This window comes from Lactobacillus kimbladii, from assembly GCF_014323605.1.
Classification (GTDB): domain Bacteria; phylum Bacillota; class Bacilli; order Lactobacillales; family Lactobacillaceae; genus Lactobacillus; species Lactobacillus kimbladii_B.
In genome coordinates, this window is sequence record NZ_SCMB01000001.1 from 1 (window position 1) to 23,942 (window position 23,942).

General features: G+C 36.1%; 22 protein-coding genes. 1 reads left to right on the forward strand and 21 read right to left on the reverse strand.

What is annotated here, in order from left to right:
• Positions 1-237: 237 nt before the first annotated feature.
• The 16 genes from ERK18_RS00005 to ERK18_RS00080 all read right to left on the reverse strand — a co-directional run bounded on the left by ERK18_RS00005 (position 238) and on the right by ERK18_RS00080 (position 17,985).
• The gene (locus ERK18_RS00005) at positions 238-756 is read right to left on the reverse strand and encodes a TetR/AcrR family transcriptional regulator (RefSeq protein ID WP_187153789.1); all 519 of its coding nucleotides are present in this window, start codon (positions 754-756) and stop codon (positions 238-240) included.
• A gap of 213 nt (positions 757-969) precedes the next feature.
• Positions 970-2,331, reverse strand: coding sequence for a DEAD/DEAH box helicase (locus ERK18_RS00010; protein ID WP_187153790.1), 1,362 nt, complete (start codon positions 2,329-2,331; stop codon positions 970-972).
• Positions 2,324-3,280, reverse strand: coding sequence for a DHH family phosphoesterase (locus ERK18_RS00015; protein ID WP_187153791.1), 957 nt, complete (start codon positions 3,278-3,280; stop codon positions 2,324-2,326). The genes ERK18_RS00010 and ERK18_RS00015 overlap by 8 nt, the downstream gene beginning before the upstream one ends.
• A 46-nt stretch (positions 3,281-3,326) precedes the next feature.
• Positions 3,327-4,463 carry a DNA polymerase IV gene (dinB, locus tag ERK18_RS00020; RefSeq protein WP_187153792.1) on the reverse strand — a complete coding sequence of 379 codons (1,137 nt, stop codon included), beginning with the start codon at positions 4,461-4,463 and terminating at the stop codon, positions 3,327-3,329.
• Positions 4,456-5,904, reverse strand: a complete 1,449-nt coding sequence (gene zwf, locus ERK18_RS00025; RefSeq protein WP_122052681.1) for a glucose-6-phosphate dehydrogenase — start codon at positions 5,902-5,904, stop codon at positions 4,456-4,458. The genes dinB and zwf overlap by 8 nt, the downstream gene beginning before the upstream one ends.
• A 146-nt stretch (positions 5,905-6,050) precedes the next feature.
• Positions 6,051-6,515 carry a preprotein translocase subunit YajC gene (gene yajC / locus ERK18_RS00030; protein WP_187153793.1) on the reverse strand — a complete coding sequence of 155 codons (465 nt, stop codon included), beginning with the start codon at positions 6,513-6,515 and terminating at the stop codon, positions 6,051-6,053.
• 71 nt (positions 6,516-6,586) lie between these two features.
• A complete protein-coding gene (gene ruvB, locus ERK18_RS00035; RefSeq protein ID WP_390885833.1) occupies positions 6,587-7,609 on the reverse strand; it encodes a Holliday junction branch migration DNA helicase RuvB in 1,023 nt (340 codons plus the stop codon).
• A 35-nt stretch (positions 7,610-7,644) separates the two neighbouring features.
• Complete coding sequence (ruvA, locus tag ERK18_RS00040) at positions 7,645-8,229, reverse strand: Holliday junction branch migration protein RuvA (RefSeq protein ID WP_187153795.1); 585 nt, start codon at positions 8,227-8,229, stop codon at positions 7,645-7,647.
• Positions 8,230-8,235: 6 nt separating this feature from the next.
• Entirely contained in the window at positions 8,236-10,116 is a 1,881-nt protein-coding gene (gene mutL / locus ERK18_RS00045) for a DNA mismatch repair endonuclease MutL (protein ID WP_187153796.1), read from the reverse strand.
• 2 nt (positions 10,117-10,118) lie between these two features.
• On the reverse strand, positions 10,119-12,701 hold the full coding sequence (gene mutS, locus ERK18_RS00050) for a DNA mismatch repair protein MutS (RefSeq protein ID WP_187154246.1): 2,583 nt from the start codon (positions 12,699-12,701) through the stop codon (positions 10,119-10,121).
• Positions 12,702-12,860: 159 nt separating this feature from the next.
• Entirely contained in the window at positions 12,861-13,508 is a 648-nt protein-coding gene (pcp, locus tag ERK18_RS00055; protein ID WP_046332382.1) for a pyroglutamyl-peptidase I, read from the reverse strand.
• 20 nt (positions 13,509-13,528) lie between these two features.
• Entirely contained in the window at positions 13,529-14,452 is a 924-nt protein-coding gene (locus ERK18_RS00060) for a DUF979 domain-containing protein (protein WP_187153797.1), read from the reverse strand.
• An 8-nt stretch (positions 14,453-14,460) separates the two neighbouring features.
• Complete coding sequence (locus ERK18_RS00065) at positions 14,461-15,129, reverse strand: DUF969 domain-containing protein (RefSeq protein WP_034980272.1); 669 nt, start codon at positions 15,127-15,129, stop codon at positions 14,461-14,463.
• A gap of 126 nt (positions 15,130-15,255) precedes the next feature.
• Complete coding sequence (gene groL, locus ERK18_RS00070; protein ID WP_187153798.1) at positions 15,256-16,884, reverse strand: chaperonin GroEL; 1,629 nt, start codon at positions 16,882-16,884, stop codon at positions 15,256-15,258.
• A gap of 19 nt (positions 16,885-16,903) precedes the next feature.
• The gene (gene groES, locus ERK18_RS00075) at positions 16,904-17,188 is read right to left on the reverse strand and encodes a co-chaperone GroES (RefSeq protein ID WP_034980276.1); all 285 of its coding nucleotides are present in this window, start codon (positions 17,186-17,188) and stop codon (positions 16,904-16,906) included.
• A gap of 161 nt (positions 17,189-17,349) precedes the next feature.
• A complete protein-coding gene (locus ERK18_RS00080) occupies positions 17,350-17,985 on the reverse strand; it encodes a redox-sensing transcriptional repressor Rex (RefSeq protein ID WP_045928377.1) in 636 nt (211 codons plus the stop codon).
• Positions 17,986-18,262: 277 nt separating this feature from the next.
• On the opposite strand from ERK18_RS00080, the gene ERK18_RS00085 reads away from it, so the two are divergent.
• Positions 18,263-20,182, forward strand: coding sequence for an ABC-F family ATP-binding cassette domain-containing protein (locus ERK18_RS00085; protein ID WP_187153799.1), 1,920 nt, complete (start codon positions 18,263-18,265; stop codon positions 20,180-20,182).
• A gap of 139 nt (positions 20,183-20,321) precedes the next feature.
• Here ERK18_RS00085 and ERK18_RS00090 read toward each other — a convergent pair whose 3' ends face one another.
• From ERK18_RS00090 to ERK18_RS00110, 5 genes are read right to left on the reverse strand one after another with little or no spacing between them, the layout of a single operon-like run.
• On the reverse strand, positions 20,322-20,741 hold the full coding sequence (locus ERK18_RS00090; RefSeq protein WP_052726880.1) for a PTS sugar transporter subunit IIA: 420 nt from the start codon (positions 20,739-20,741) through the stop codon (positions 20,322-20,324).
• 14 nt (positions 20,742-20,755) lie between these two features.
• Entirely contained in the window at positions 20,756-21,952 is a 1,197-nt protein-coding gene (locus tag ERK18_RS00095; protein WP_187153800.1) for a mannitol dehydrogenase family protein, read from the reverse strand.
• A gap of 57 nt (positions 21,953-22,009) precedes the next feature.
• On the reverse strand, positions 22,010-22,267 hold the full coding sequence (locus ERK18_RS00100; RefSeq protein WP_046332389.1) for a preprotein translocase subunit YajC: 258 nt from the start codon (positions 22,265-22,267) through the stop codon (positions 22,010-22,012).
• A gap of 23 nt (positions 22,268-22,290) precedes the next feature.
• Positions 22,291-23,112, reverse strand: a complete 822-nt coding sequence (locus ERK18_RS00105; RefSeq protein ID WP_187153801.1) for a PTS system mannose/fructose/sorbose family transporter subunit IID — start codon at positions 23,110-23,112, stop codon at positions 22,291-22,293.
• Positions 23,112-23,936 carry a PTS sugar transporter subunit IIC gene (locus ERK18_RS00110; protein WP_046332391.1) on the reverse strand — a complete coding sequence of 275 codons (825 nt, stop codon included), beginning with the start codon at positions 23,934-23,936 and terminating at the stop codon, positions 23,112-23,114. Before ERK18_RS00110 ends, ERK18_RS00105 begins: the two co-directional genes overlap by 1 nt.
• Between the last annotated feature and the right edge of the window lie 6 nt (positions 23,937-23,942).

The following is a 23,942-nucleotide window of genomic DNA, read 5'->3' on the forward strand; positions in this document are numbered from 1 at the left end:
TTTTATTTTCCCAGATTCAGCCGCTTTTGTCAAGCACTTTTTTCTGAGTCCTTTTCGCCGTCTTGCCAGACAGCGTTTATTATCTTACTAAAGCAGCTCGCTTTTGTCAACTGCTTTTGCTCGATTTTTTTGCGCTGCCTGAGAGGCCTCTTGCCTTGCGGCTCATTGCCCGACGACAGTTATTAATACTAGCAATTATTTTTGCCTTTTGCAAGTCTTTTTTACAAAAATTTTAGTTCAATCAGCTTTTTTTATGGATTGCTCAATATGAACCAATAATAAATGGATACTCTGATATACATCCCTGATATCATGTCGGCATTCATCTACCACCCAGTTAAAAACAATAGCATAAATTCCGTTTGCTACTAATTCAACTTTGTGAACTGAAAATGGACCTCTAGGTCGCATGTAATTCTCTATTGCTTTAGCATATTCTTTTCGCAAAACGCGATAAAATTCTGGTGGATCTTGTGCAATTCTATTGAGGTTGATATAGAATATCTTATTTTCTTTTATTTTCTGCAACATCCGGTAGAACATTCGGTCCATCGTTTCTCCATCTACACTTCGTAATGTCCGCCTAGTTTGTAGAGTTAAAACTGAAGTAAATAAATCACAAATATTGCGATATTTTGTATAAAAAACCCCACGATTTATATTTAACTTCTTACAAAACTTAGTTACAGTGTACTTATAAACTCTATATTTTGACAGCTCTAACATGAGAACTTGCTCAGTCTTTGTTAAGCTCATATCTATCGCTCCTACTTATAGTATCATAAGTATATCAATAATAGTCATGTCGAGCAATACTATCTTGGAAAAAAATGATGTTATTTTTAAAAAGCTAAAAAAGTACTTAAAAGGGCAGTATTCTTTAATTTGTCTGCTAAATAAAAAACCAACAACTACTAAAATCGTAGGTTGGTTTTCAGATAATAAGTTAAATATGATTTTTATTTTAAATTAGGTTTGACTATCACGCCTATTTTTTCTTTGGCGCTTGGCCTTACGAATTTTACTACGTTGCTCAATTTTATTTTTTTGCGCTCTATCTTGTTGAATAGCTCTTTTAATCTTTTTCTTATAGCCTGGTTTACGCTTTTTTTGTGCTTTTTTTACCATCCCTCTTACCTTATTATCAAGGCCTTGAGAAGTTGACTTTCTTAACTTGCGGTTATGATAATGCGTCCGTGGTATGAGAGAATTATCTTTAATTTCGACAAAATCAAAATGAATTCCCATTTTTTCCAGCTTAAGGATTTGATTCATTTCTTCTTCACGAATTAAGGTAATGGCATGACCACTCATCCCATTTCGTCCGGTTCTACCAATACGATGAATCACAAATTCTAATTCGCGGGGGATTTCATAATTAATAACCAAGCTGACACCTTCAATATCAATGCCACGTGCAGCTAGATCAGTTGCCACTACATACTGGTATTGTCCGGCCTCTACCTCACGCATTGTTCTTTTACGTTCGCGCTCAGTAATTCCACCATGAATCTTAGCCACTTTTAAGCCCTGATTAATGAGAAATTCTGCCAGTTCATCAACAGTTTGCTTTGTGTTAGCAAAAATAAGTGCCAAATACGGCTGGCCCATTGTTAATAATTGATAGAGTACTTTTTTACGACTTTTTGAGCCAATATCAAGCAAATCGTTTTTGACCGTTGGCGAGATAACGGTGGGATTATCTATGATAATAGTTTCAGGCTTTGCCATGTATTTACGTAAAAAGTTAGCCAACTTAACCGGAATTGTAGCCGAAAAAGCAGTTAAAACACAATTTTGAGGCAATCTTTGAGCAATAAAATCAATTTCACTCAAAAAGCCCATGTCCAAAGTCATATCGGCTTCGTCAATAACAAAGTTTTTGACATAATCTAATGGCAAAATCTTTGTTTCAACGAAATCATGTAGTCTGCCGGGAGTGGCAACCACAATCTGAGGTTTATGGCTAGAAATCTTATCGACTTGTCGCTCACGGTCGCTACCGCCAGCTAGATGTGCAATGGGAATGTCTAAACCGGAAGCATCCCTTAACTGGCGTGCAACTTGATATAATTGCTGTGCAAGTTCACGACTAGGCGTAGTCAAAATTGCTTGAGGATACTGAAGATTTTCGTCAATTTCATTCATAACAGGAATCAAAAAGGCGTGAGTTTTACCCGAACCGGTAACTGCTTGCACTACAGCATTTTTGTGTGCCATTAAAACAGGGATCACTTTTTCCTGCACCTCAGTCGGTTTAACAAAATTAATCTTTTTTAATCCCTGCCTGATTGCTGGATTTATCTGCTCGTTTTCAAAAATATTATTCATGTTCCTCTTGATATTCCTTGGTTACCTGAACTAATTCTGCGAAAATTTGTTTCACTTCCGCCATGTCTTTTGCGTTAGCTCCACTTGCTAAAGCGTGACCGCCGCCATCATGTTTTGCTGCTAATTCGTTAATTACTGGTCCCTTTGAACGATAATGGACTCTGAATGTACCATCTGGTTTTTCCACAAAAACATTCCAGGCAATGATATCCTTAATTCGACCGGGAGTAGAAACAGTACATGAAGCTTGTTCTGAATCTACACCCAATTTATACAAAGTATCTTGAGTTAAAATTGCATAGGCTGCACCACTAGCATCGACTTTCATATACTCCAAAACTTCAGCCTGAAGTTTTGCCTGTTCGAAGGTAACATCACTGATATTACGCGCAATTTCATTAATATTAATTCCGGTCGCTGCCAATTTAGCCGCAATTTTAAAAGTATGATCTGTGGTTTCAGGATACATAAATCTACCCGTATCACCCACTATTCCAGCATAAAGAGGATAGGCTACTTCAGCAGTAAGTGGCATTTTTTCAGTAATAATAAAATCAGCTACAATCTGCGAAGCAGCAGGAGCCTGATCATCAACAAAACTCATATTAGCATAGGGTTCAACATCTGGATGATGATCAATTTTTATTAAAAAATCGCCTTTATTATATAATTTATTTGAAATACGGGCTGTATTTCCTGTGTCTGTGGTGATTACAAGAGCTCCTTCATAATCTTTTTCAGTCACTTGATCCATATGATTGATCCATGTCAGGTCGCCTTCATCATTTTCTCCAGCACACAAAATTTTCTTACTTGGGAACTGCAGCTTTAAAGAACGTGCAAGTCCCGCTTGAGAACCTAAAGCATCAGGATCTGGACTAGTGTGTCTATGCAAAATAATGGTATCATATTGTGTGATTTTTTGATATATTTCGGTAAAAGTATTCATATCTAAACTCCTTTGTTACTTAGATAAATTCCAGCCTAAACAACTTTTAATGCTTAAATAAATCCAAATCCATATTTTCATAGTCTGCTTCGGTAAAATCTGTAGCTGTTACACCCAAAAGTCTTATGCCATCACTTAAAAATGAACTGGAAATAGGATCAAAAAGTTCTTTAGCAGCATCGTATAGTTCTAATGGATTATTAGTAGCATGATCAAGCTTACGTCTTTTAGTAACAGTCTTAAAGTCACTGTTACGAATTTTTAAAACAACCGTATTGGCATAAAAATTGCGCTCAATTAGCTTATCAGCCAGATCATTAACATAATTACGCAAATTTGTCAGTGCAGTTTGTTCATTGTAAACACTAGGTTCATAGGATCGTTCAATACCAATAGATTTGCGATTACGCTCGTCATCAGGAATTACTCGGGATAAATCAATACCGTTTGCGTGCTCTGCCATTAAATATCCCATACGATTGAAATGTTTTATTAAATCACGAACATGCATTTTTTGCAACCCATGACCTGTAAAAATTCCCATTTCTGCTAATTTTGCTTGAGTTTTTGGACCGATACCATGAAACTGAGCAATTTTTTGCTTTGCTAAAAATTCTTTAGCTTCATCTGGCAAAATAAGACTGCGGCCAAATGGCTTCGAATACTCAGAACCCATTTTTGCTAAAAATTTGTTATATGTGACGCCAAAAGAACAGTTAAGACCAACTTCTTTTTTTATTTTCTTCTGAAGATTAATTGCAATCTGCAACGCAGAGGTTATCCCTAATTTGTTTTCAGTTACATCCAAATACGCTTCATCAAGCGCGATAGATTGGACGTTATCAGTAATTTCATGCATCAACTGATGTATTTCAGCAGAAACACTATGATATTTGGTAAAATTTGGGCTCAAAAATACCAATTTATTTTTCGGTATCAGTCTTAAGGCCTTAATCGCTGGCATAGCCGAATGAACGCCATATTGACGAGCAATATAATTAGCTGTTGCAATCACACCATGACCGTGATAATTTCTCGGATCTTGACCAATTACTAGTGCTTTATTTTTTAATTCAGGATTATCGCGTGTTTCTACAGATGCATAAAAAGCATCCATATCAAGATGAATAATTTTTCTATGTGTATCATTTTTAGGCAAAAGGCCATCGTCAAAATTACTCATAAATCCAACGCTCTGTCGGTGACTCAAAAATTTTAGCAGCTGATTTAGGACCCATTCTGTATGGCAAATATTGTTCAGGTTCTTGACCCTGTTCGTTTTCTTTTTGCCAAGCTTCTTCAACATGGTCAATAAATTTCCAATAGTTTTTTAGTTCACTCCAGTGAGTAAAATTAGTTGAATCATTTACAAAAACATCATGCAGCAAACGTTCATAACCATCTGGTACCTGTTTTTGCTCTTCACTTGTAAGTCCGTAGCTTAAATTCTCACGTCTGATTCCAGTTTCATTGATTTTTTTACCGTTAATAGTAATAAAAATTTGCATCTGCGGATCTATAATGATTGAAATATTATTTGAATGAGCCATGCCATACTGATTCGACATATGCTTTAAAACAATGTCAATCCTATTTTTCTTTTCTCTCATTTCTTTACCAGTTCTAAAATAAATTGGTAAATCTGCCAGTGGCCCCTTTTTAAACTTTACTTCACCTGCTACATAGGTTTCCGTATGAGAATCCTCAGCAACATTAGGCTCTTGACGATAGCCAAAGGTGACATCGCTTCCAAGATATTGCCCCCTCACAAAATGCCGCGCAATTTCATCTTCTGTGGGAATTATCATACTATCAAGAAGTTCTTGCTTTGCTTTGTGGATACTTTGTGAAGTCAAATCCTTAGGCTCTGGCATTGCAAGCAAAGTTATGATTTGGAATATATGATTCTGTACCATATCGCGCAAAGCTCCTGATGTTTCGTAATATCCACCTCGAGCCTCAACTCCAAGTTGCTCAGCCAAAGTGACCTGAACGTTTTTAATATTATGATTATTCCAAATATTTTTAATCAATGGATTAGTAAGCCTCATTGGTAAAATGTTCTGAATCATTTCCTTGCCTAAATAATGATCAATCCGAAAGATATCATCTTCAGCAAAAGATGCAGTTATTTGCTTGTTCAACTCTTCTGCCGTGGCAAGATCACGACCAAAAGGCTTTTCAACAACTATGCGGTTAAAACCTGAGCTGGTTAAATGTTGATCATTAATATGTTCAGCAATAGTACCAAAGAATTTAGGAGCCATCGCCATGTAGAAAATACGATTTCCCTGTGCACTATATCGATCGTCAAGATCTTGCGCCAAATTTTTCAAGGTTTCATAGTGTTCCACATTTGTCACATCATGAGACTGATAGTAAAAATGACTGGCAAACGCAGCTAAATCATTTTCATCCACTTCATTATGTGTTTCGTGCACAGCGTCACTCACTTGGTCGCGCAAATATTCATGTGACCAGGGACGACGAGCCGTGCCAATTACAGCAAAATTATCGTGAATTAAACCTTGTTCAAATAAATTAAACAGTGCTGGGTATAGCTTCCTATGTGCTAAATCTCCACTACCACCAAAGATAATCATAATTACCGGAATATTATTCATGAAAAAATCCTTTCTGTTACCTTTTTACACTAGTTTTATTTTATACTATTTTGCCGGTAAACTCGCGCTTTGAGCAACATTTGCCAATATTTGTTTACTAATTTTGGTAACAAAAAAGTGCCTTGAAGGCACTTAAGTAACTGCTTTTATTTTGAATCGTCAGGAGTTTCATCAGATGAACTGGCTGGTCTTTCTTCAGTTGACTTTTCCGCTGGCTTATCTGGTTTCTGATCCGTTGTCGGTTCACTTTGCTCTGATTCTTCAGCTTTATCAGTACTTTCAGAAGTAGCAACTGGTTCAGCATTAGCCGTATTATTTGGCAAAATTTGCTGTACTGCCATTCTACTAAAAGTTAAATAAATCCCATCAGCATCAAGCACAACAGTTTTGTCTTTGGTATTAACGGAATCAATTTTACCGTGAAGACCATCAATCATGATGACGCTGTCACCTTTCTTCAATTGATTCATCATTTCCATTTTCTTTTGTTGTTGCTTTTTTTGGGGTTTGATCATAGTAAAATACATTAAGGCAATCAAAACTACAAAAACTATGATTGTCCACATAGTACTACCTGAATTATTAGCCTGTGCTAAAAATAAATTATTCACTTTTACACTCCTCAAATTAAAATTAATCATTGTCTAAATATTTATTATACAGAAAATAACAAACATTTGCATTACTTGTTTGGCAGCGGCAGTCCCAAATGACTATAAGCCTTCTCTGTTACCATTCTTCCTCTAGGTGTCATTAACAAAAAACCATTCTGCATCAAATAAGGTTCGTAAAGAGATTGAATTGTTTCTACATCTTCACCAGTATTAGCAGCTAGTGTCCTAATTCCTACAGGACCACCATGATATTTTTCAATAATTACACGCAAAATTTTACGATCAGTCTGATCAAGACCCTCATCATCAACTTGCAATTGCCGTAAAGAATCTGTCGTAGTTTTAAAAGAAATTATTTCTTCTCCTTTAACTTGTGCAAAATCACGCACTCTTCTCAATAAACGGTTGGCTACACGTGGTGTGCCCCTTGATCTGCGAGCTAATTCATGTGCGGCCTGGGGGTCAATTTGAATGTTAAAAACTTTGCTGGAACGAGAAATGATTTTTTCTAATTCTTCCACAGTATAATACTGCAAATGTTCAACAATACCAAAACGTCCACGCAATGGTGCAGACAATTGTCCGGCTAAAGTGGTTGCGCCAACTAAAGTAAAGGGTGGCAAGGGAACATGTACTGCATGGGTAGTCTGGCCTTCACCAATTACGATATCAACATAATAATCTTCCATAGCAGAGTAAAGAACTTCTTCAATTGGCTTTGCCAAGCGATGGATTTCATCAATAAATAAAATATCACCAGGATCCAGATCGGTTAATAAAGCAACCAAGTCTCCAGCCTTTTCAATTGCAGGTCCACTAGTGCTTTTCAAATGAACACCTAGTTCATTCGCTATTACAAAGGCTAAGGTAGTTTTACCTAATCCTGGAGGGCCATAAAGCAGAACATGATCAAGAGCCTCATCCCTTTTTTTAGCAGCTTTAATATAAACTGCCATTTCTTTTTTGACACGATTTTGACCTAAATATTCCTTTAAAGTTTGAGGACGTAAAGGAAACTCAGCTTGCTTTTCTTCCTGTCCCTGTGTCTCTCCAGAAACAATACTGTTATCGTCTTCTGCCACCTGTTTCACTTCCCTTTAAAACATTAATTTTATTATAACAATATTTACTTCTTTAAGAGAAGAGCCAAACCTTTTTTAATGTACTGATCTGCTGTTGTCTTTTCCTCTTCTATTAAAGCCGGTGTAATCCTGTCTACTTCTTTTTTAGTATAACCTAATGCCAATAATGCTAATAATGCATCATTTAATTCTGGAGTTATTTCTGCTAAAGCTTCTTTATTTGCATTCTTGACATAGTCTCCTAATTTACCCTTTAAATCAAGGACAATTTGTGAAGCTGTTTTTTTGCCTACACCAGGAAAACGAGTTAGGTATTTCACCTCACCCTGTTCAATTGCTTCTGCTAGAGAATTACTGTCTTCAGCAGCCATAATTGCTAAAGCAGACTTTGGTCCGATACCACTGACACTTAAAAGTTTCAAAAACAATCCTTTATCATCTTCAGTCTGGAAACCATATAAAGTGACTCCTGTATCTCGCACAATTTGCTCTATAAAAACTCGCACTTTTTGTCCTTCTTGGTATGCATATGGTGAGGGACTAAAGACCTTGTAGCCTATTCCATTTACGTCAACTACTATAAAATCTGGCTTAACTATTGTAATATTACCATTTAAATATTCATACATTTGTTGTTAATCTTTCTTAAACATTTTGCGTAAATCTTTTTTCCTTAGGCGCACAATTACCAAATTACCCTTTGCATCATGATACGGATCAGAAATTTGCCTCAAATTTGTCAAAATTTCGCCACAATCTGCAGATGTCAATTTTTTGCGCCCTGCAACTTCCCTTTGAGCTTGGTCTGCTGCTATTCTTTTAATTAAATTTTGAGAATCACTGTCATCTATGTTTAAAAACGTGTCTAAAATTGTACGCACAGAATGTTCGACGTCTTTGCCTAACCAAGTGGGATAAGACCTCAAGATAAAGGTATCTTGCCCAAAGTCTTCTAAAAAAATGCCAATTTTTTGAATGTCTGCCAACTTATCTTTTATTTGTAGAAATTCTAAATTGCCAAATTCTAAAATTAAAGGACTCAATAAACCTTGCTGGCTGATTTTAGAACTAGACAATTCGAGCATAATCTTTTTAAAAGAAAGCAGTCTTCTGGCAGCAACCTGATCAATTAAATATAAGTCATCATTACTTGCAGCAATAATATATACTTTAGTCTGACCTACAAAACTTAGCTCGGGTAAACTACTTGCCAGTAATTCATCCCCTGTAGAAATTATCCCACTATTAGATTGCTTACTTGTAAAAGGCGTCAACTGACATTGCTTTTTTACATTATCTGTCCAAGTTGCAGTAAACAGATAACGATCATCATCTCGCGGGGTATCTAAATTCACATACTGGGTATGTTGAATATGCTGGATTTTTTCAGGTACTGCTTCATTAATTTGGTCAGTTTGAGTTTCAGGTCTTTTAGTTTCAACCACGTTTTTATTTAAATTAAATTTTAACTGATCAACTAAAGTATCCTCTGTAGCATTATTCAAATTGCTGATGGCATCAGATTTTGTTTCATTTTTCAAAAGCACACTGCTGATTGCATTTGTTATCAAACGACTTAATTCAGTTTCTTTAGATAAACGTACTTCTCTTTTTGTAGGGTGCACGTTAACATCTACCAATAGCGGATCAGTTTTTATCTTAACAACAGCTATCGGATAATGTTTAGCAGCAAGATTATTACCATAACCATCCCTCACTGCACTCGCTAACTTGAAGTTTCTAATGTAACGACCATTGAGTAAAATGGAAATGAAATTACGCGTAGATCTGGTAAGTTCAGGATTAGAAATCAAGCCACTTATCTCAAAGTCATTATCACTGCCTTTAAATGACAACATTTTTTCTGCAATATTTCTGCCATAAACACTAGAAACCGTTTGCCGTAAATTATTGTTGCCAGCTGTTCTTAGTAATATGCGACCTTCGTTCATCAATGTAAATGCAATTTCAGGATAGCCTAACGCAATCCGATTAATAATATCCACAATTTTCATAATTTCAGTTCTCGGACTACGTAAATATTTCAATCGCGCCGGCGTGTTATAAAATAAATCTTTAACAGTAATCTGTGTACCTTTTCTGGCAGCCGCATCCTCCTGTGCTTTTTTAAATCCACCCGCAAACTCGGCGCGCGTACCTATTTCATTAGAAGAATTAGTTAAAATTTCGACATGACTGACTGCAGCAATTGAGGCTAAGGCTTCCCCCCTAAAACCTAATGTATTGACATTAAATAAGTCATGCTCATTTGCAATCTTACTGGTCGCGTACCTGGTAAAAGCAAGATCAATCTGATCACTATCAATTCCGGAGCCGTTATCCTGAACTACAATTTGCTTTAAACCGGCATCAGTGAATTCAATTCTAATTCTGCTGCTACCTGCGTCAATTGCATTTTCAACCAGCTCCTTTACCACGCTGGCAGGTCTTTCAATTACTTCTCCAGCTGCTATCTGATTAGAGAGGTTGACCGAAAGCTCATGTATTTTAGCCATGACTAGTTCTCATCCTTTAAATCTTCTTGCCAGTTTTCGACTAGCTGCATCACTTGCAACGGCGTTTGATCAGCTAAATAAAGATTAGAAATTTCATCTAGGATATCTTTTTCTTTGTCAGTTAATTCTTCTTTAGAATCTAATGGTGTTTCAACAGGCTCAGATTCTCCTGTTTCACTAACTGAACTAAACAAATCCAGCTGCGTGGAAGCTGGGTCCAAATTACTTCCTTGAGCTTCAAGCCTATTAAGCAACTTGGTAGCTTTTCGTAAAACTTTTCTCGGTAATCCGGCAAGTTGAGCAACGTGAATGCCATAACTTTGATCAGCAGGTCCAGGTAAAATTTTATGAAGAAAGATCAATTTACCGTTTTCTTCAGTTGCCCCCACATGAATATTCTTTAAATGAGGCAGTGTCTGTTCCATCGCCGTTAGCTCATGGAAGTGAGTCGCAAACAACACTTTAGCCCCAACCTCATCATGTAGATACTGGACAATAGCACCAGCAAGGGCCATACCATCATAGGTTGCCGTTCCCCGGCCAATTTCATCAAATAACACCAGGCTCCTCTTAGTCGCATGCTGTAATGCATCGTTAGCTTCGGTCATTTCGACCATAAAGGTACTTTGTCCGGAAATTAAATCGTCTGCTGCACCAATTCTGGTAAAAATTTGGTCAAAAATAGGCAAATCTGCACTATCTGCTGGCACAAACGAACCAATTTGAGCCATCACGGCAATAAGTGCCATCTGCCTCATATAAGTGCTTTTTCCAGACATATTAGGACCAGTTATCAGAAAAATGTCTGTATTTTCTGTTAATTTTACATCGTTAGGAATAAAAGAGCCTGCCTTCATCACCTGTTCAACTACAGGGTGACGTCCCATGATAACTTTAACATCCTGATTATCAGTATGAAATTGTGGTCTGCAGTAATTATTATCTTCAGCTACTTGAGCAAAAGAGCAGAAAACATCAAGCTCTGCCACTTGTCCAGCCAACTTTTGCAATGCTGGAATGTATTTCTTAACTTCTTCTCTTAACTTCACAAACAAATCATATTCTAAATCCGTCGATTTGGTCTGTGCTTCCAAAATCAGATTTTCATGTTCTTTAAGTTCTGGAGTAATGTAGCGTTCAGCATTAGTCAGGGTTTGTTTACGGGTATACCGATCAAGAGGTACTTTGCCCTTATTAGAATTTGTAACTTGAATATAATAACCAAAAACCTTGTTGTAACCAACTTTTAAATTCTCAATACCAGTTTTGGCCCGTTCATCCTGCTCCATTTCAGTCAACCATTTTTTACCATTATTCATGGCATCCCGGTAGCGATCAAGTTGACTATCAACACCATCTTTGATTAATCCGCCTTCAGTCGTCAGAACTGGAGGCTGATCAACAATGGTATCTGTAATTAATTTAGCAATGCCTTTTAACGGATCAATTTGTCTGGCAAAATTTTGCAGATTTTTATTATCAGCTTTTTGGATTGCTGTCAAAATCGTTGGCACGGCATTGAGAGAGTGAGCCAACTGCAATAACTCGCGGGCATTGACATTGCCAAAAGCAATGCGCCCAGTTAAACGTTCCAGATCATAAACCCCTTTTAGAGCATCGTTAATATTTTCTCGCGTAAAATATTCATCAATTAAGGCCTGCACCATTTCTTGCCGTTTATTTAGCTGCTCAATTGACAAAAGTGGCCGATCCAGCCATTGTTTTAACAGCCGTCCACCCATTGCAGTATGCGTTTTATCCAGAACCCAAAAAAGGGAACCCATTTTTTTGCCGGTTTTCGCAGATGCTGTTAACTCTAAATTATCCCGTACGGTGTGCGACATTTGTAAATATTGATTGACTTCATAACTTTTTGCTACTTGTAAATGGGCTAAACTGCGGCGCTGCGTCTGCAATAAATAACCTACAAGTTGTTTTACAGCAGCTTTTTCGGCAGAATTAGTTAAATTTTGTTCAGCAAATGAAATCTCTGCATGTTTGCCAGTTAATTCTACGGGCTCTGACACCGTAATATTAGCTTTATTGAGAAAATCACTATCCTTGTCACTTAAGTGACCATTAAAAACAACTTCGCGCGTTCGCAGCGAAAGCAACTCATTTGAAACAGCAGCAAAGCTTTTTAAATGTGTAGCGTAAATTTCACCAGTGGATAAGTCACTGTATGCCAGTCCAAAGCAACTTTTGGTAGTTACAACCGATGTAAGATAATTTGATTCTTTAGCTTCACTGGGCTTGTCATTCATTAAAGTTCCGGGAGTCACAAGTTGAATTATACCCCGTTTAACCATCCCTTTAGCTTGTTTAGGATCTTCGAGCTGTTCACACAAAGCTACCTTGTAGCCTTTTTCAACCAAAGTATCTACATAGGATTGGACTGCTACATGCGGAACTCCTGCCATTGGAACAGGGTTTTCAGCTTTATTAGATCTGTGAGTCAAAGTTAATTCTAAAATTTGAGCACCTTTGACTGCATCATCTTCAAATAATTCATAAAAATCGCCCACCCGATAAAAAAGGAAAGCATCGGGATATTGCTTTTTAATTTCGTGATATTGCTCCATCATCGGAGTCAGGTTTGTTTGCGCCATTATTCCCCTTCTTTTCTGCATTACTGTTATTATTATACGCTAAAGTTCTTATTAAAAGAAAAAAGACCGCAAGTAAAACGATCTCTTTTCACAATATGTTTTTTTGCCGCAGTGATTGCTTTCTTTTTAAAAAATTTAAGCAATGTGGCCTTCAATACTTTGTAAATCTTTTTTGCCATCCATTTTCACAATAGCGCTAATTGCTGCAGTAATGCCTTTTACATCATCTGCTAGGCTAAGACAAGGAGTTTCAGGTTTAGCAACAACTTGCTCAGGTAAATACGGAATGTGCATAAATCCAGCCTTTAAGTTACGAAATTCCTTGTCAATCATATACTGCACTTGATACATAATATGATTGCAGACAAAAGTCCCTGCAGTTGTTGAAACAGAGCTTGGCAATCCAGCTTCCCGAATTGCACGTGCCATCGCTTTTACAGGAAGTTGTGTGAAATATGCGTTTTGTCCATCTTCATGAATAGGACTAGCAACTGGTTGATAACCTTTGTTATCAGCAATACGGCCATCATCAAAATTAATAGCTACTCGTTCTGGAGTCAAAGCATAACGACCACCAGCTTGACCGATATTTAAAACATAATCTGGTTTTTCCTTAAGAATAGCTTCATGAACTACTTCTGCACAGTCGCCAAAAACTGTTGGTATTTCGAGTTTAACGATCTTTGCACCAGCAATTTCATCATCCAGCCGTTTAACTGCTTCAATTGCAGGATTAATCTTATCTTCGCCAAAGGGATCAAAACCTGTTACAAGAATTTTCATTATCTTTTCTCCTTACTATCTTAAAAAGCTAAAAAGTACATTAGAATAATTTGAATGAGCAACATGCTAATTGCAATCGGAAATTGTTGCTTGATTACACCTAATTGATCTTTCATTTCCATTAATGCAACTGGCAAAGTATTAAAGTTGGCTGCCATTGGGGTAAGCAATGTACCGCAGTATCCAGATGTCATTCCTAATGCCGCAACTACAATCGGTGAACCACCTTGGGCGACAACGAAAGGAATGCCAATCCCTGCTGTAATAACTGCAAACGCAGCAAATGCATTACCCATAATTGCTGTAAATAATGCCATAGCAATACAATAAAGCGCAACTCCTAATAAATGGTTTCCAATAGGAAAAAGACCAGAAATAGCCTTGGCAGTCACTTGTCCTACACCTGAAGCTGTAAATACCACGCCCAAAGTAGCGAGTAATTGTGGTAAAATTCCGGCAGAGCCGACAGAACGCACCATTCTTTGTGTATCTTCGTAGACTACTTTAGTATTCGATTTAGTCAAAATTTGTGCAACAACAAGTGAAACAATAGCTGCTACACCGATACCTACTTGACCACCTAAATTAGTAAATTGGGCTATGACCAAAGCTAAAACTGCCAGCAGGATACTTGGTAAGAAAATCCAGTTGCCAATGCGTTTAACCGTTTTTTGAGCAACTTTTTCATCTAAATCCTTTATGTGTCCTACACGCACTTGTTTAAACAAAGATAATAAAGCAATGATCAGGATAATGCCACCATTAATTGCATTTGGCAACCACTGTCCAGCACAGAAAAGCACTGCAAACAAAAGCCAAAATATTCCAGTACCCCAACGGACTGGATTAGATTGATCACGCCAAGATTCAATAGCAGCAGCGAGGAAAAAAAGGCCAATTAAAATATAGAATGCAAGTAAAATATTATTAATTAAAGTTTCCATTGTTTCTCCTATTTTTCTTTCTTCTTCATTAGCTTTTGGTCAAATGCGTGATTGTAGAACAAGCATAAAATATAGCTAATAATTGCGACTGGGAAGGTATATAAAACTATTCCAGATGGATCTACAGGATGACCGAGCGATTTCATTGTACTTGCAATAAGTAAAACACTTGAGGAAGCCACAAACAGGTTTTGCGCAAAGAAATTACCAAAATTTTCTGTTGCAGCAGCTCTTCCTTTAATTTGGTCTACTTCTAGAGGAGTCAATTCGCTATTAACCTTACCGGCCGCTTGCGCCATTGGATTAATCAATGGCGCAATAAACTGGACGTGTCCTTGTAATGAAATACCAAAGGCACCGGCAATTTCACGAATGGCCTGATAAATATCGAATATACGACCAGGTGTCAGTTTTTTCATTTTTTTAATTAAATTAACAGCGGCTTGTTTTAAACCATGTCTTTCTAAAATTCCAATAGTTGGTAAAGTGAGAAAGAAAAGAGAAACCATTCTGTTATCCATAAATCCTTTACCTAGAATTGTCAAAAATGAGGTAAAATCTATTCCTGAAACTAATGCCGTAACTAAAGCAGAAATTACGACTACAGCTATTGTATCAAGCCCCAAGGCAAACCCTAACACTATAACAACAATACCCAACAAACTTAAATATTCCACTAATGTTCCTTTCTAGTGAATAATCTTAACCAAGATAAACTAAAAATGAATTGTAACAAAAAAATCCTACTAGCAAGCTCCACAGGATTGCTAGTAGGATTTATTAATTAACTAATAAAAACTAAATTACATCACACCTGGATTGCCAGCACCTGCAGCATTTGGATCAGCAGCAGGTTTATCTTCTGGTATCTCGGCAACAACTGCTTCAGTAGTTAGGAGCAAAGCGGCAATTGAAGCAGCATTTTGTAAAGCAGTACGGGTTACCTTGGTTGGGTCAATAATTCCGGCTTTAACCATGTTTTCCCATTTGCCATTAGCTGCGTTATAACCAACTTCGTTATCTTGACCTTCAAGTTTGTTCAAGATAACTGAACCGTCTTCACCAGCATTTTCAGCAATTTGACGAACTGGAGCAGTCAAAGCTTCTAAGACAATGTTAATTCCAGTTTGTTCATCAGCATTGTCGCCCTTAAGGCCTTTAACGGCATCCTTAACATCTACTAAAGCTGTACCACCACCAGCAACGTATCCTTCGTCAACGGCTGCACGAGTGGAGTTTAAAGCATCTTCAATGCGGTATCTGCGCTCTTTTAATTCAGTTTCAGTAGCAGCACCAACATGAATAACGGCAACTCCACCGGTTAATTTAGCCAGACGCTCTTGTAATTTCTTCTTGTCGAAGTCAGAAGTAGTCTCTGCAATTTGTTTTCTAATTGAATCTTCACGGTCTTTAATAGCTTCGTCAGAACCTGAACCATCAACAATAGTAGTTGAGTCTTTGGTAACAGTGATGCGGCGAGCTTGACCTAGTTGGTCAATCTTAGTGTCTTTTAATTCAAGACCTAAGTCCTCAGTAATTACTGTACCACCAGTTAAAGCGGCAATATCTTGCAGTTGTTCTTTACGACGGTCGCCAAAGCCAGGAGCTTTAACAGCAACAACGTTAAAGGTACCACGAATCTTGTTCAAAACTAATGTTGGTAAAGCTTCACCAGAAACATCATCAGCAATGATCAAAAGTGATTTACCTTGTTGCACAATTTCTTGTAACAATGGCAAAATGTCCTGAATGTTAGAAATCTTCTTATCAGTGATTAAGATGTATGGGTTGTCAAGATCTGCTTCCATCTTGTCATTATCAGTTACCATGTATTGTGAAAGGTAGCCACGGTCAAATTGCATACCTTCAACTACTGATAATTCAGTTTCGATACCACGTGAGTCTTCAATAGTGATAACACCATCATTACCAACTTTTTCCATGGCGTCAGCGATTAGGTCACCAACTTCTTTTGATGCTGAAGATACAGAAGCTACTTGAGCAATTTGGTCTTTTGAAGAAACAGTATGACTAATTTTATGTAATTCGTTAACTACTGCCTTAGTAGCTTTTTCAATACCGCGGCGAACACCTACAGGGTTAGCACCAGCAGTAACGTTCTTCATACCTTCACGAATAATTGCTTGAGTTAAAACAACAGCAGTAGTTGTACCGTCACCAGCTATGTCATTAGTCTTTTGTGCTGCTTCGGCAACTAACTTAGCACCCATATTCTCATAGTGGTCTTTTAATTCAATTGCCTTTGCAATTGTCACACCATCATTAGTAATGTCCGGGTTGCCGTATGATTGCTCCAAAACAACATTTCTGCCCTTAGGACCAATAGTTGCCTTAACAGTATCAGCTAATTTGTCAACGCCCTTTAACAGGGAACGTCTTGCTTTTTCTGAAAATTTAATTTCTTTTGCCATATTTTTCTGCGCTCCTTAATTACTTAACAATTGCTAAAATATCTTTTTCATGAAGGACTAAATACTTTTCGTCATCGTATTTGACATCAGTGCCTGAATATTTGTCATATAAAACAACGTCACCCTTTTTAACAGTCATAGGAATTTTACTGCCATTTTCAGCATAACTGCCTTCACCAACAGCAACAACTTCACCTTCTGTTGGCTTTTGTTTAGCATTAGAAGCCAGGACGATTCCGCCTACAGTTTTCTCTTCTTCTTCTTTAACTTTAACGATCACGCGATCACCAATTGGTTGTAACACGTTTGTCCCTCCTAAAATTAAATTATTAATCTATTTTACGTGTCATTAGCACTCCTATTCATCAAGTGCTAACTTACATTTATGATAATAACCCCTTTTCATAAAAAATGCAAGAAAAAATTAGCACTTTGAGTAAAAAAGTGCTAATTGTATTTTTATAGCTACTTTTTCTTATCTGAGTCAAGGAAGTAAATTAGAGTTTGTAATTCCGTTGCCAAATCAACGTTCTGGATTCTAATACCACTTGGAGCAGACAAACGAATTGGCGTGAAATTCATAATTCCTCGAATACCGGCTTCAACCATATCATCAGCAGTCTTTTGTGCTGTCGTGGAAGGAACAGTCAAAATTGCAATAGAAATCTGCTGGTCACTGAGCTGTTTTTTTAGTTCACTCATGTCATAAACAGGCACGCCACTGAGAATCTTGCCTGTAATTTTATCATCTATATCAAAAGCACATGAAATACGAATATTGTTTGTACGCTTGAAATTATAGTTTAATAACGCATGGCCTAAATTACCAACGCCAACCAGGGCAACATTTGTTAAGGTATCTTGATTTAAAATCTTTTTAAAAAAGGAAAGCAAACTTTTTACATCATAACCATAACCACGTTTTCCCAATGCACCAAAGTATGAAAAATCACGTCTGATTGAAGCACTATCTACTTGAACAGCCTCAGATAATTCAGTTGAGGATACCTTTTCTTTACCAGCCTCATTTAAAATTATCAGGTAGCGGTAATATAGCGGCAATCTTTTAGCCGTAGCCGTGGGTATTTTGATTTTTTCCATTTAAAAAGCCTCCAACTTGATTAAGTATATATTTTGTTTTGTGAATTTTTCAGCAATTACTACTATTTTATCTATAAATTTGCGCCATTTGCAAACATTTTTTTCACAATCTATCAAATTTTAGCATAATAGTAACAGGTTTGATAATAGAAATTTATTTTTTTACTCTTTTAATTAAAAAATGCTTCTTTTTTACATTTATTTCCTATATTTATCAATCAAACTCTCCCACAAGAATTTTGCTACGTATGCTAAAATGGTTTCTAGGTGAAAAATTATGATAATTGCTCAAGGACACGATTTAGAAAAACAATTCGGTGCCAACACATTATTTAAAAACGTCAATTTTTCAATTGACTCAAATGCAAGAATAGGTCTCATTGGACCCAATGGTGTCGGTAAAACGACATTGCTTAAGATTATGACCGGCGAAGAAGAAGCCACACATGGCGACTTTACCATCAATAAAAATATAGATGTCGGCTATATTGCTCAAGAAAATGATTTAAATGAAAATAAAACTATTTGGGATGAAATGTTGTCTGTTTTTACCCCTTTAATTAATATGGGTAAAAAAATAAGTGAATTACAAGAAGAAATGTCTGCAAATCCACAAAAAAATGACCTGCTAAAACAATATGACCAATTGCAATACAGCTTCGAACAACAGGGAGGATACACCTACCAGGCCGATATCAAGAGTGTTTTAAATGGCTTTAATTTTCCTGAAGCAACTTGGACTAAAAAGGTTGGCAGCCTTTCCGGTGGAGAAAAAACACGGCTTTCTTTTGTCAAGTTATTATTACGCAAACCCCCGTTATTATTACTTGATGAACCTACAAACTATCTGGATTTAGACACACTAGACTGGCTTGAAAACTATCTTAAAAACTATTCTGGTGCTATTTTGGTAGTTTCCCATGATCAATATTTTTTGGATAATTTAGCAACACAGATTTTTGAATTACAATTTGGCAAATTAACTGTGTTTAAGGGAAATTATTCTGCCTACGTTGCTGAGCGGCAATTGCGTGACCGCCAACAAGAAGAAGCATACGAAAAACAACAAGAAAAAATCAAAAAAGACGAAGAATTTATTCAAAAAAATATTGTCAGAGCCAAAACTACTAAGAGAGCACAAAGCCGGCGCAAGCAATTGGAGAAAATGGATAGGATTACTCCCCCAAAGCACAAAAATAAAGTGCGCATAAATTTCCAAAGCGAAAGGCCTTCAGGTAAAGAAGTATTAATTTTGCGTGATTTAACAATTGGCTACCCCACAAAAACAATGGTTCACGGTATTTCCCTGCAAATAAATAAAGGCGACCGCATAGCCGTAATTGGTCAAAATGGTATTGGTAAATCAACTTTACTTAAAACCGTGATGAAGGAGTTAAAGCCGAAAAAAGGCTCAATTAAATATGGAGCATCCCTTGATATCGGCTATTATGATCAGGAACTTCAGGGACTTGATCCGACTAAAACGGTAATCGATACAGTTTGGGACCGGCACAAAACAATGCCTGAAAAAGATGTGAGGTCGATTTTAGCCAGTTTTTTGTTTACGGCAAAAGATATTGATAAAACTGTCGGGCAACTTTCAGGTGGTCAAAAGGCCAGATTAACATTAACGGTTTTGTCACTAGAACATAATAACTTTCTGCTGATGGACGAACCTACTAACCACTTGGATCTTGAAGCCAAGGAGGTTTTAGAACAGGCACTACAGAGCTATGATGGTACTTTACTTTTCGTTTCCCACGACCGCTATTTCATCAATCAGTTAGCAAATAAGATTGTAGAAATTAAAAACGGTATTGCTCAAGTATATGAGGGTGATTATAGCTATTATTTAGATGAAAAAAGCAAGCAAAATATTGTTTTAGAGAACGAGTCGGCAGAAAACGATACGGCAGCAAAAGTAGACGAAAATAAAAACAAGCTTTCTTATCAAGAGCAAAAGTTGCGCGATTCACAAAAGCGCAAATTACAAAGAGAAGTTGAAAATACCGAAAATAAAATTGACAAGCTTGAAAAGGGACAAAAAGATATTCAATCTCAAATGGCTGATCCTGCAATTGCCACTAATTTTGACAAATTAGGTCCATTGCAAGAACAGCTCACTGAGGTGCAAAAACAATTGGACGATGCAAATGTTGCTTGGGAAAAAGCATTAACGGATTTAGAAAACTTTTAATAATACTTGATGACTTTTAAATTTTTAGATATAAAAAGAGCTAATAAAATTTACGTTTCATTTTCGTAATCTTTTAGCTCTTTTAATATTCAAAATTTAATATTGAGAATTATTCACTAAATGTTAAAGCTTTTAAAATCTAAATGATATCAGATTCATTACTAATATTATCGTCAGAAAGTCTTGCTAAGCCAATTCCTTTTTTGCTTTCTTCAACTATATTCTGAATTTTTTGTTCGTTTAATTTTTCGCTTTCTAATAACAATGAAATTACTAATCCGCTATTCATGCCGTTAATCAGAAACACATCGTTTATTTCATTAAGTCTTGAAACAGCATTTGATACACTTCCTCCAAGTAAATCAGCTACTATAATATAAACGTTTTTACCACTTTTCTTAATATAGTCTTCAACTTTATTTGCTAATTCAATATTACTTTCTCCGGGTTGCAAGCAAAAATCAACACAATTATCTGTATTACCAATAATCATATTTACAGAGTTTTTCATTCCTTTTGCCAAATCGCCATGAGAGACTAAGATGATTTTGTTCTTCAACTAAAAGCCTTCCTTTACAAATCACATTTAACTAATTCGAGATAGTTGTTCAAGATGAGGTCATGTACTAATTTTTCTTTTTCGTCTTTCATATTAAGCCCACAAAATTCCGTTATAGTGTTATCTATCCCCTCGTTTTTAATTTTATTCTGAACTTTTAGTGTATCTGGTTCATTTTCATTTTTGTATATAAATCCGTAAGCTAAACATTTTGTAATGTAGAAGGGTAAAATACCATGTTTTAAAGCACACAGCGCGGGCCCAATAAATCTGTCATTATGTTTAAACTTACGTAATGGCTCTCTGGTTATACGAAAAAGACTATCGCGGAAATCTTTACTCTTAAAGATATTTACTGTGTATTTTGTTTCTTCATCTGTTCTTGGATTTAAATTGTATTCCTTTTGAACTCCAGCAAAAGCTTCTTTTGAGGCATAGTACGCATACTTTGATGCCTGTTCATCGTTTGCCGCTTCATCAGTAAACTGCATACCTTTTGAAAGAGCAACAAAGGCCATAGAGCACTGAACAACATTCCCAGTCCATATTTTAACTGCCATTGCAGCATCAAGATTACTTTCCAAAACAAAAAAGTTAGGCAAATCTTTTTCTTCACTCAGGCTTTTATTATTGTCCACTCTTAATACAGATTTATTATCACCAACAACTTGATATTTGTCTGAAGTTTTTTCCTTTTCTTCCGGAATCAAGTTTTTGCGGTTAACAATACTCATGATTAAAAAAATATTTTGTTTTTCGCAATCATATTCGCTGTCTTTTAAATACTTTCTTATTAAAGCAATCACCATTTGTCTTAAACCGACATAATTAGCTCCTAAAGTTATATATATTTTATTATTAATACTGTGTTTGTTTCTGTATTCTATTGCTTCAGCTATATTTTTTGCAAAAAGTTCAAAGTCTTCTGGCATTAATGCACTAGAAATATATTTTGTTGTTGCGAGCTTTTGAATATATTTATCGTGATCCCTCAGAACATCAAGAGTGTGAAAATGTGAAATAGTACTTTTTTTAAATACTCCAGATTTAATATCAGTCATTTTCACTGTGTAATATCCCTGTTTTTTTAATCCATCTATAAGTTCAGAGTTTGTATCAGCAAATGTAATGTCAAAATTATCAGAATTGTACATTTCACCCAGCATGCCCCTGCCACTTAGTCCTGCACCAACAATTAAAGCTTCTTTCATGAAATCACCTTTTATAATCTAACTAATGTTTAACCTATCTGAAAAAATACTTTTTACTTATCTTCTTTTAAGTATCATTTGTATTGACGCGCGATCAACTTCCAAATCGGCATTACCACATTCTATTGTTGCTTTTTCTTTGTTTAAATTTTTAATTTGACCTACTAAGCCGTTGGAAAACAAAACTTGTTCACCAATTTTTACTTGGGACTGCATTTGAAGATATTTTTTGCGCTTATTAAAACTCTTTAAAACTATAAGCAATATATAAAGAAATAATAGCACGACAATTATTATCATTAACCAATCTTCCATATAGTCCTTCTCCTAATTCAAAATTAGATTATTCCAACTAAAGAAATCACTATAGTGACAACCATAACAATGTAAAAAAGACTTTGCATCTTTAAGTTTTTCTTCTTTAATAACCAATAAAACAAAAGAATAACTAATAGCGCAATTATATTTGGAAAAATACCATTCAGCGTATCCGATAAAAGAACTTTTTTATTACCGTTATAATAAGATATTTTTAAAGGGATTTTTACCATTGAAGAGGCAAGTGTTCCAACAATAATTAAACCAAAAACTGCTATAGAGTTTGTTATCTTGTTAATACCTACTTTACCAAAATAATCTATAGCATCTTTTCCCAATTTAAATCCCTGTTTAAATAGTCCATATGCCAGTGTAAGAATGATAGATAGTAATATGATAATGTAAAGGACAGGTCCAAGGATGCTGCCGCTTTTACCTGAAATCGCAATAACAAGCGTTATTAATATTGGGATGAGAGTACCTTGAATTAAACTATCGCCTATTCCAGCAACAGGACCCATCAAACTTGACTTTATAGCTGTAATTGTTTCACCACTAATGTCTTGATGGATTGCTTTTCTTTCTTCCATACCTAAAACAATACCAAATATGATTGAACCAAGAATCGGTTCAGTATTGTACCAAGTAAAATGCCGGAGTAAATTTTCGCTAAGCTCTTTTCCTTTATAATATTTTCTATAAAAAGGCATTAGCCACCAAGGCCAAGACTTTCCTTGTAAATAGACAGGGTCAACACCTACAGCACCAAAAAGCATGTATCTGGTAAACAATTTATTTTTTTCTTTCTCAGTTAGAGGTGTAGTTCTAATAGTATTAGTCATTATAAAATGTCCTCCTCTCCATAAATCCTATCATCGCTTTCGGATACATCATTATCGTTTTCAGAAGCAGGTTTTGAACTGTTGTTAATAGTTCGATAATATAAATAGGCAATTACTATGGCTGGAAATAACATACCCATAGGTGTCAACTTCAAATATTGATTCATTGCAAAGCCTAAAATGAAGAAAATAATTCCCCAGCCATCATTAACAAGAAAAACCATTAAAGCGGCCATACCAATTGCTGGTAAAACCATACCTAAAGCAGAGAAAGAATTCATAATATTTTGCGGGAGCCAGTTCAAAAATGCCTTTATTGGTCCAGAACCAAAATAAACTAATATAAAACTAGTTACACCACGCTCAAAGATGTATAAAATAGTTGGCAATCCAACATAGCCCCAACTAAATTTATGCCAATTTTGTTGCCTTACAGCAGATTTCATTACCTCACCGAAAGGTACAGAAACTGCACGTACAAGATAATCAAGTGACTGATAAACTGTAGCGAGTGCAGTGGTAATTGCAATTGCAGCACTGATATCAATATGTGAAGCTACGGCAACTGCAACACATGGAAATGAAACTATTCCTAAATCCATTGCTCCGACACCACCGACTGCAAACATTCCGATATACACTAACTGCATTGCACAACCAACAATTATTCCTCTTTGTATATCGCCAAAAATTATACCTACTATTAGTCCGCCTATAAACGGACGTTGCAAAATATACTTTAAAGGATAACCACCTATTGGTGCACTTCCACTAGCTGAAAATACACAAAACAATGCTACTAAAGCACTTCTCAAAGCTAGCATGTTAAA

Bases quoted from the DNA above. Each gene is read 5' to 3' on its own strand.
- groL (WP_187153798.1), bottom strand. From the start codon at position 16,884: ATGGCAAAAGAAATTAAATTTTCAGAAAAAGCAAGACGTTCCCTGTTA.
- dinB (WP_187153792.1), bottom strand. From the start codon at position 4,463: ATGAGTAATTTTGACGATGGCCTTTTGCCTAAAAATGATACACATAGA.
- ERK18_RS00110 (WP_046332391.1), bottom strand. From the start codon at position 23,936: ATGCTAGCTTTGAGAAGTGCTTTAGTAGCATTGTTTTGTGTATTTTCA.
- mutL (WP_187153796.1), bottom strand. From the start codon at position 10,116: ATGGCTAAAATACATGAGCTTTCGGTCAACCTCTCTAATCAGATAGCA.
- ERK18_RS00060 (WP_187153797.1), bottom strand. From the start codon at position 14,452: ATGGAAACTTTAATTAATAATATTTTACTTGCATTCTATATTTTAATT.
- ERK18_RS00005 (WP_187153789.1), bottom strand. From the start codon at position 756: ATGAGCTTAACAAAGACTGAGCAAGTTCTCATGTTAGAGCTGTCAAAA.
- ruvA (WP_187153795.1), bottom strand. From the start codon at position 8,229: ATGTATGAATATTTAAATGGTAATATTACAATAGTTAAGCCAGATTTT.
- pcp (WP_046332382.1), bottom strand. From the start codon at position 13,508: ATGAAAATTCTTGTAACAGGTTTTGATCCCTTTGGCGAAGATAAGATT.
- ERK18_RS00095 (WP_187153800.1), bottom strand. From the start codon at position 21,952: ATGAAAGAAGCTTTAATTGTTGGTGCAGGACTAAGTGGCAGGGGCATG.
- zwf (WP_122052681.1), bottom strand. From the start codon at position 5,904: ATGAATAATATTCCGGTAATTATGATTATCTTTGGTGGTAGTGGAGAT.
- ERK18_RS00080 (WP_045928377.1), bottom strand. From the start codon at position 17,985: ATGGAAAAAATCAAAATACCCACGGCTACGGCTAAAAGATTGCCGCTA.
- ERK18_RS00100 (WP_046332389.1), bottom strand. From the start codon at position 22,267: ATGGAAGATTGGTTAATGATAATAATTGTCGTGCTATTATTTCTTTAT.
- mutS (WP_187154246.1), bottom strand. From the start codon at position 12,701: ATGATGGAGCAATATCACGAAATTAAAAAGCAATATCCCGATGCTTTC.
- ERK18_RS00085 (WP_187153799.1), top strand. From the start codon at position 18,263: ATGATAATTGCTCAAGGACACGATTTAGAAAAACAATTCGGTGCCAAC.
- ERK18_RS00015 (WP_187153791.1), bottom strand. From the start codon at position 3,280: ATGAATACTTTTACCGAAATATATCAAAAAATCACACAATATGATACC.
- ERK18_RS00010 (WP_187153790.1), bottom strand. From the start codon at position 2,331: ATGAATAATATTTTTGAAAACGAGCAGATAAATCCAGCAATCAGGCAG.
- ERK18_RS00105 (WP_187153801.1), bottom strand. From the start codon at position 23,112: ATGACTAATACTATTAGAACTACACCTCTAACTGAGAAAGAAAAAAAT.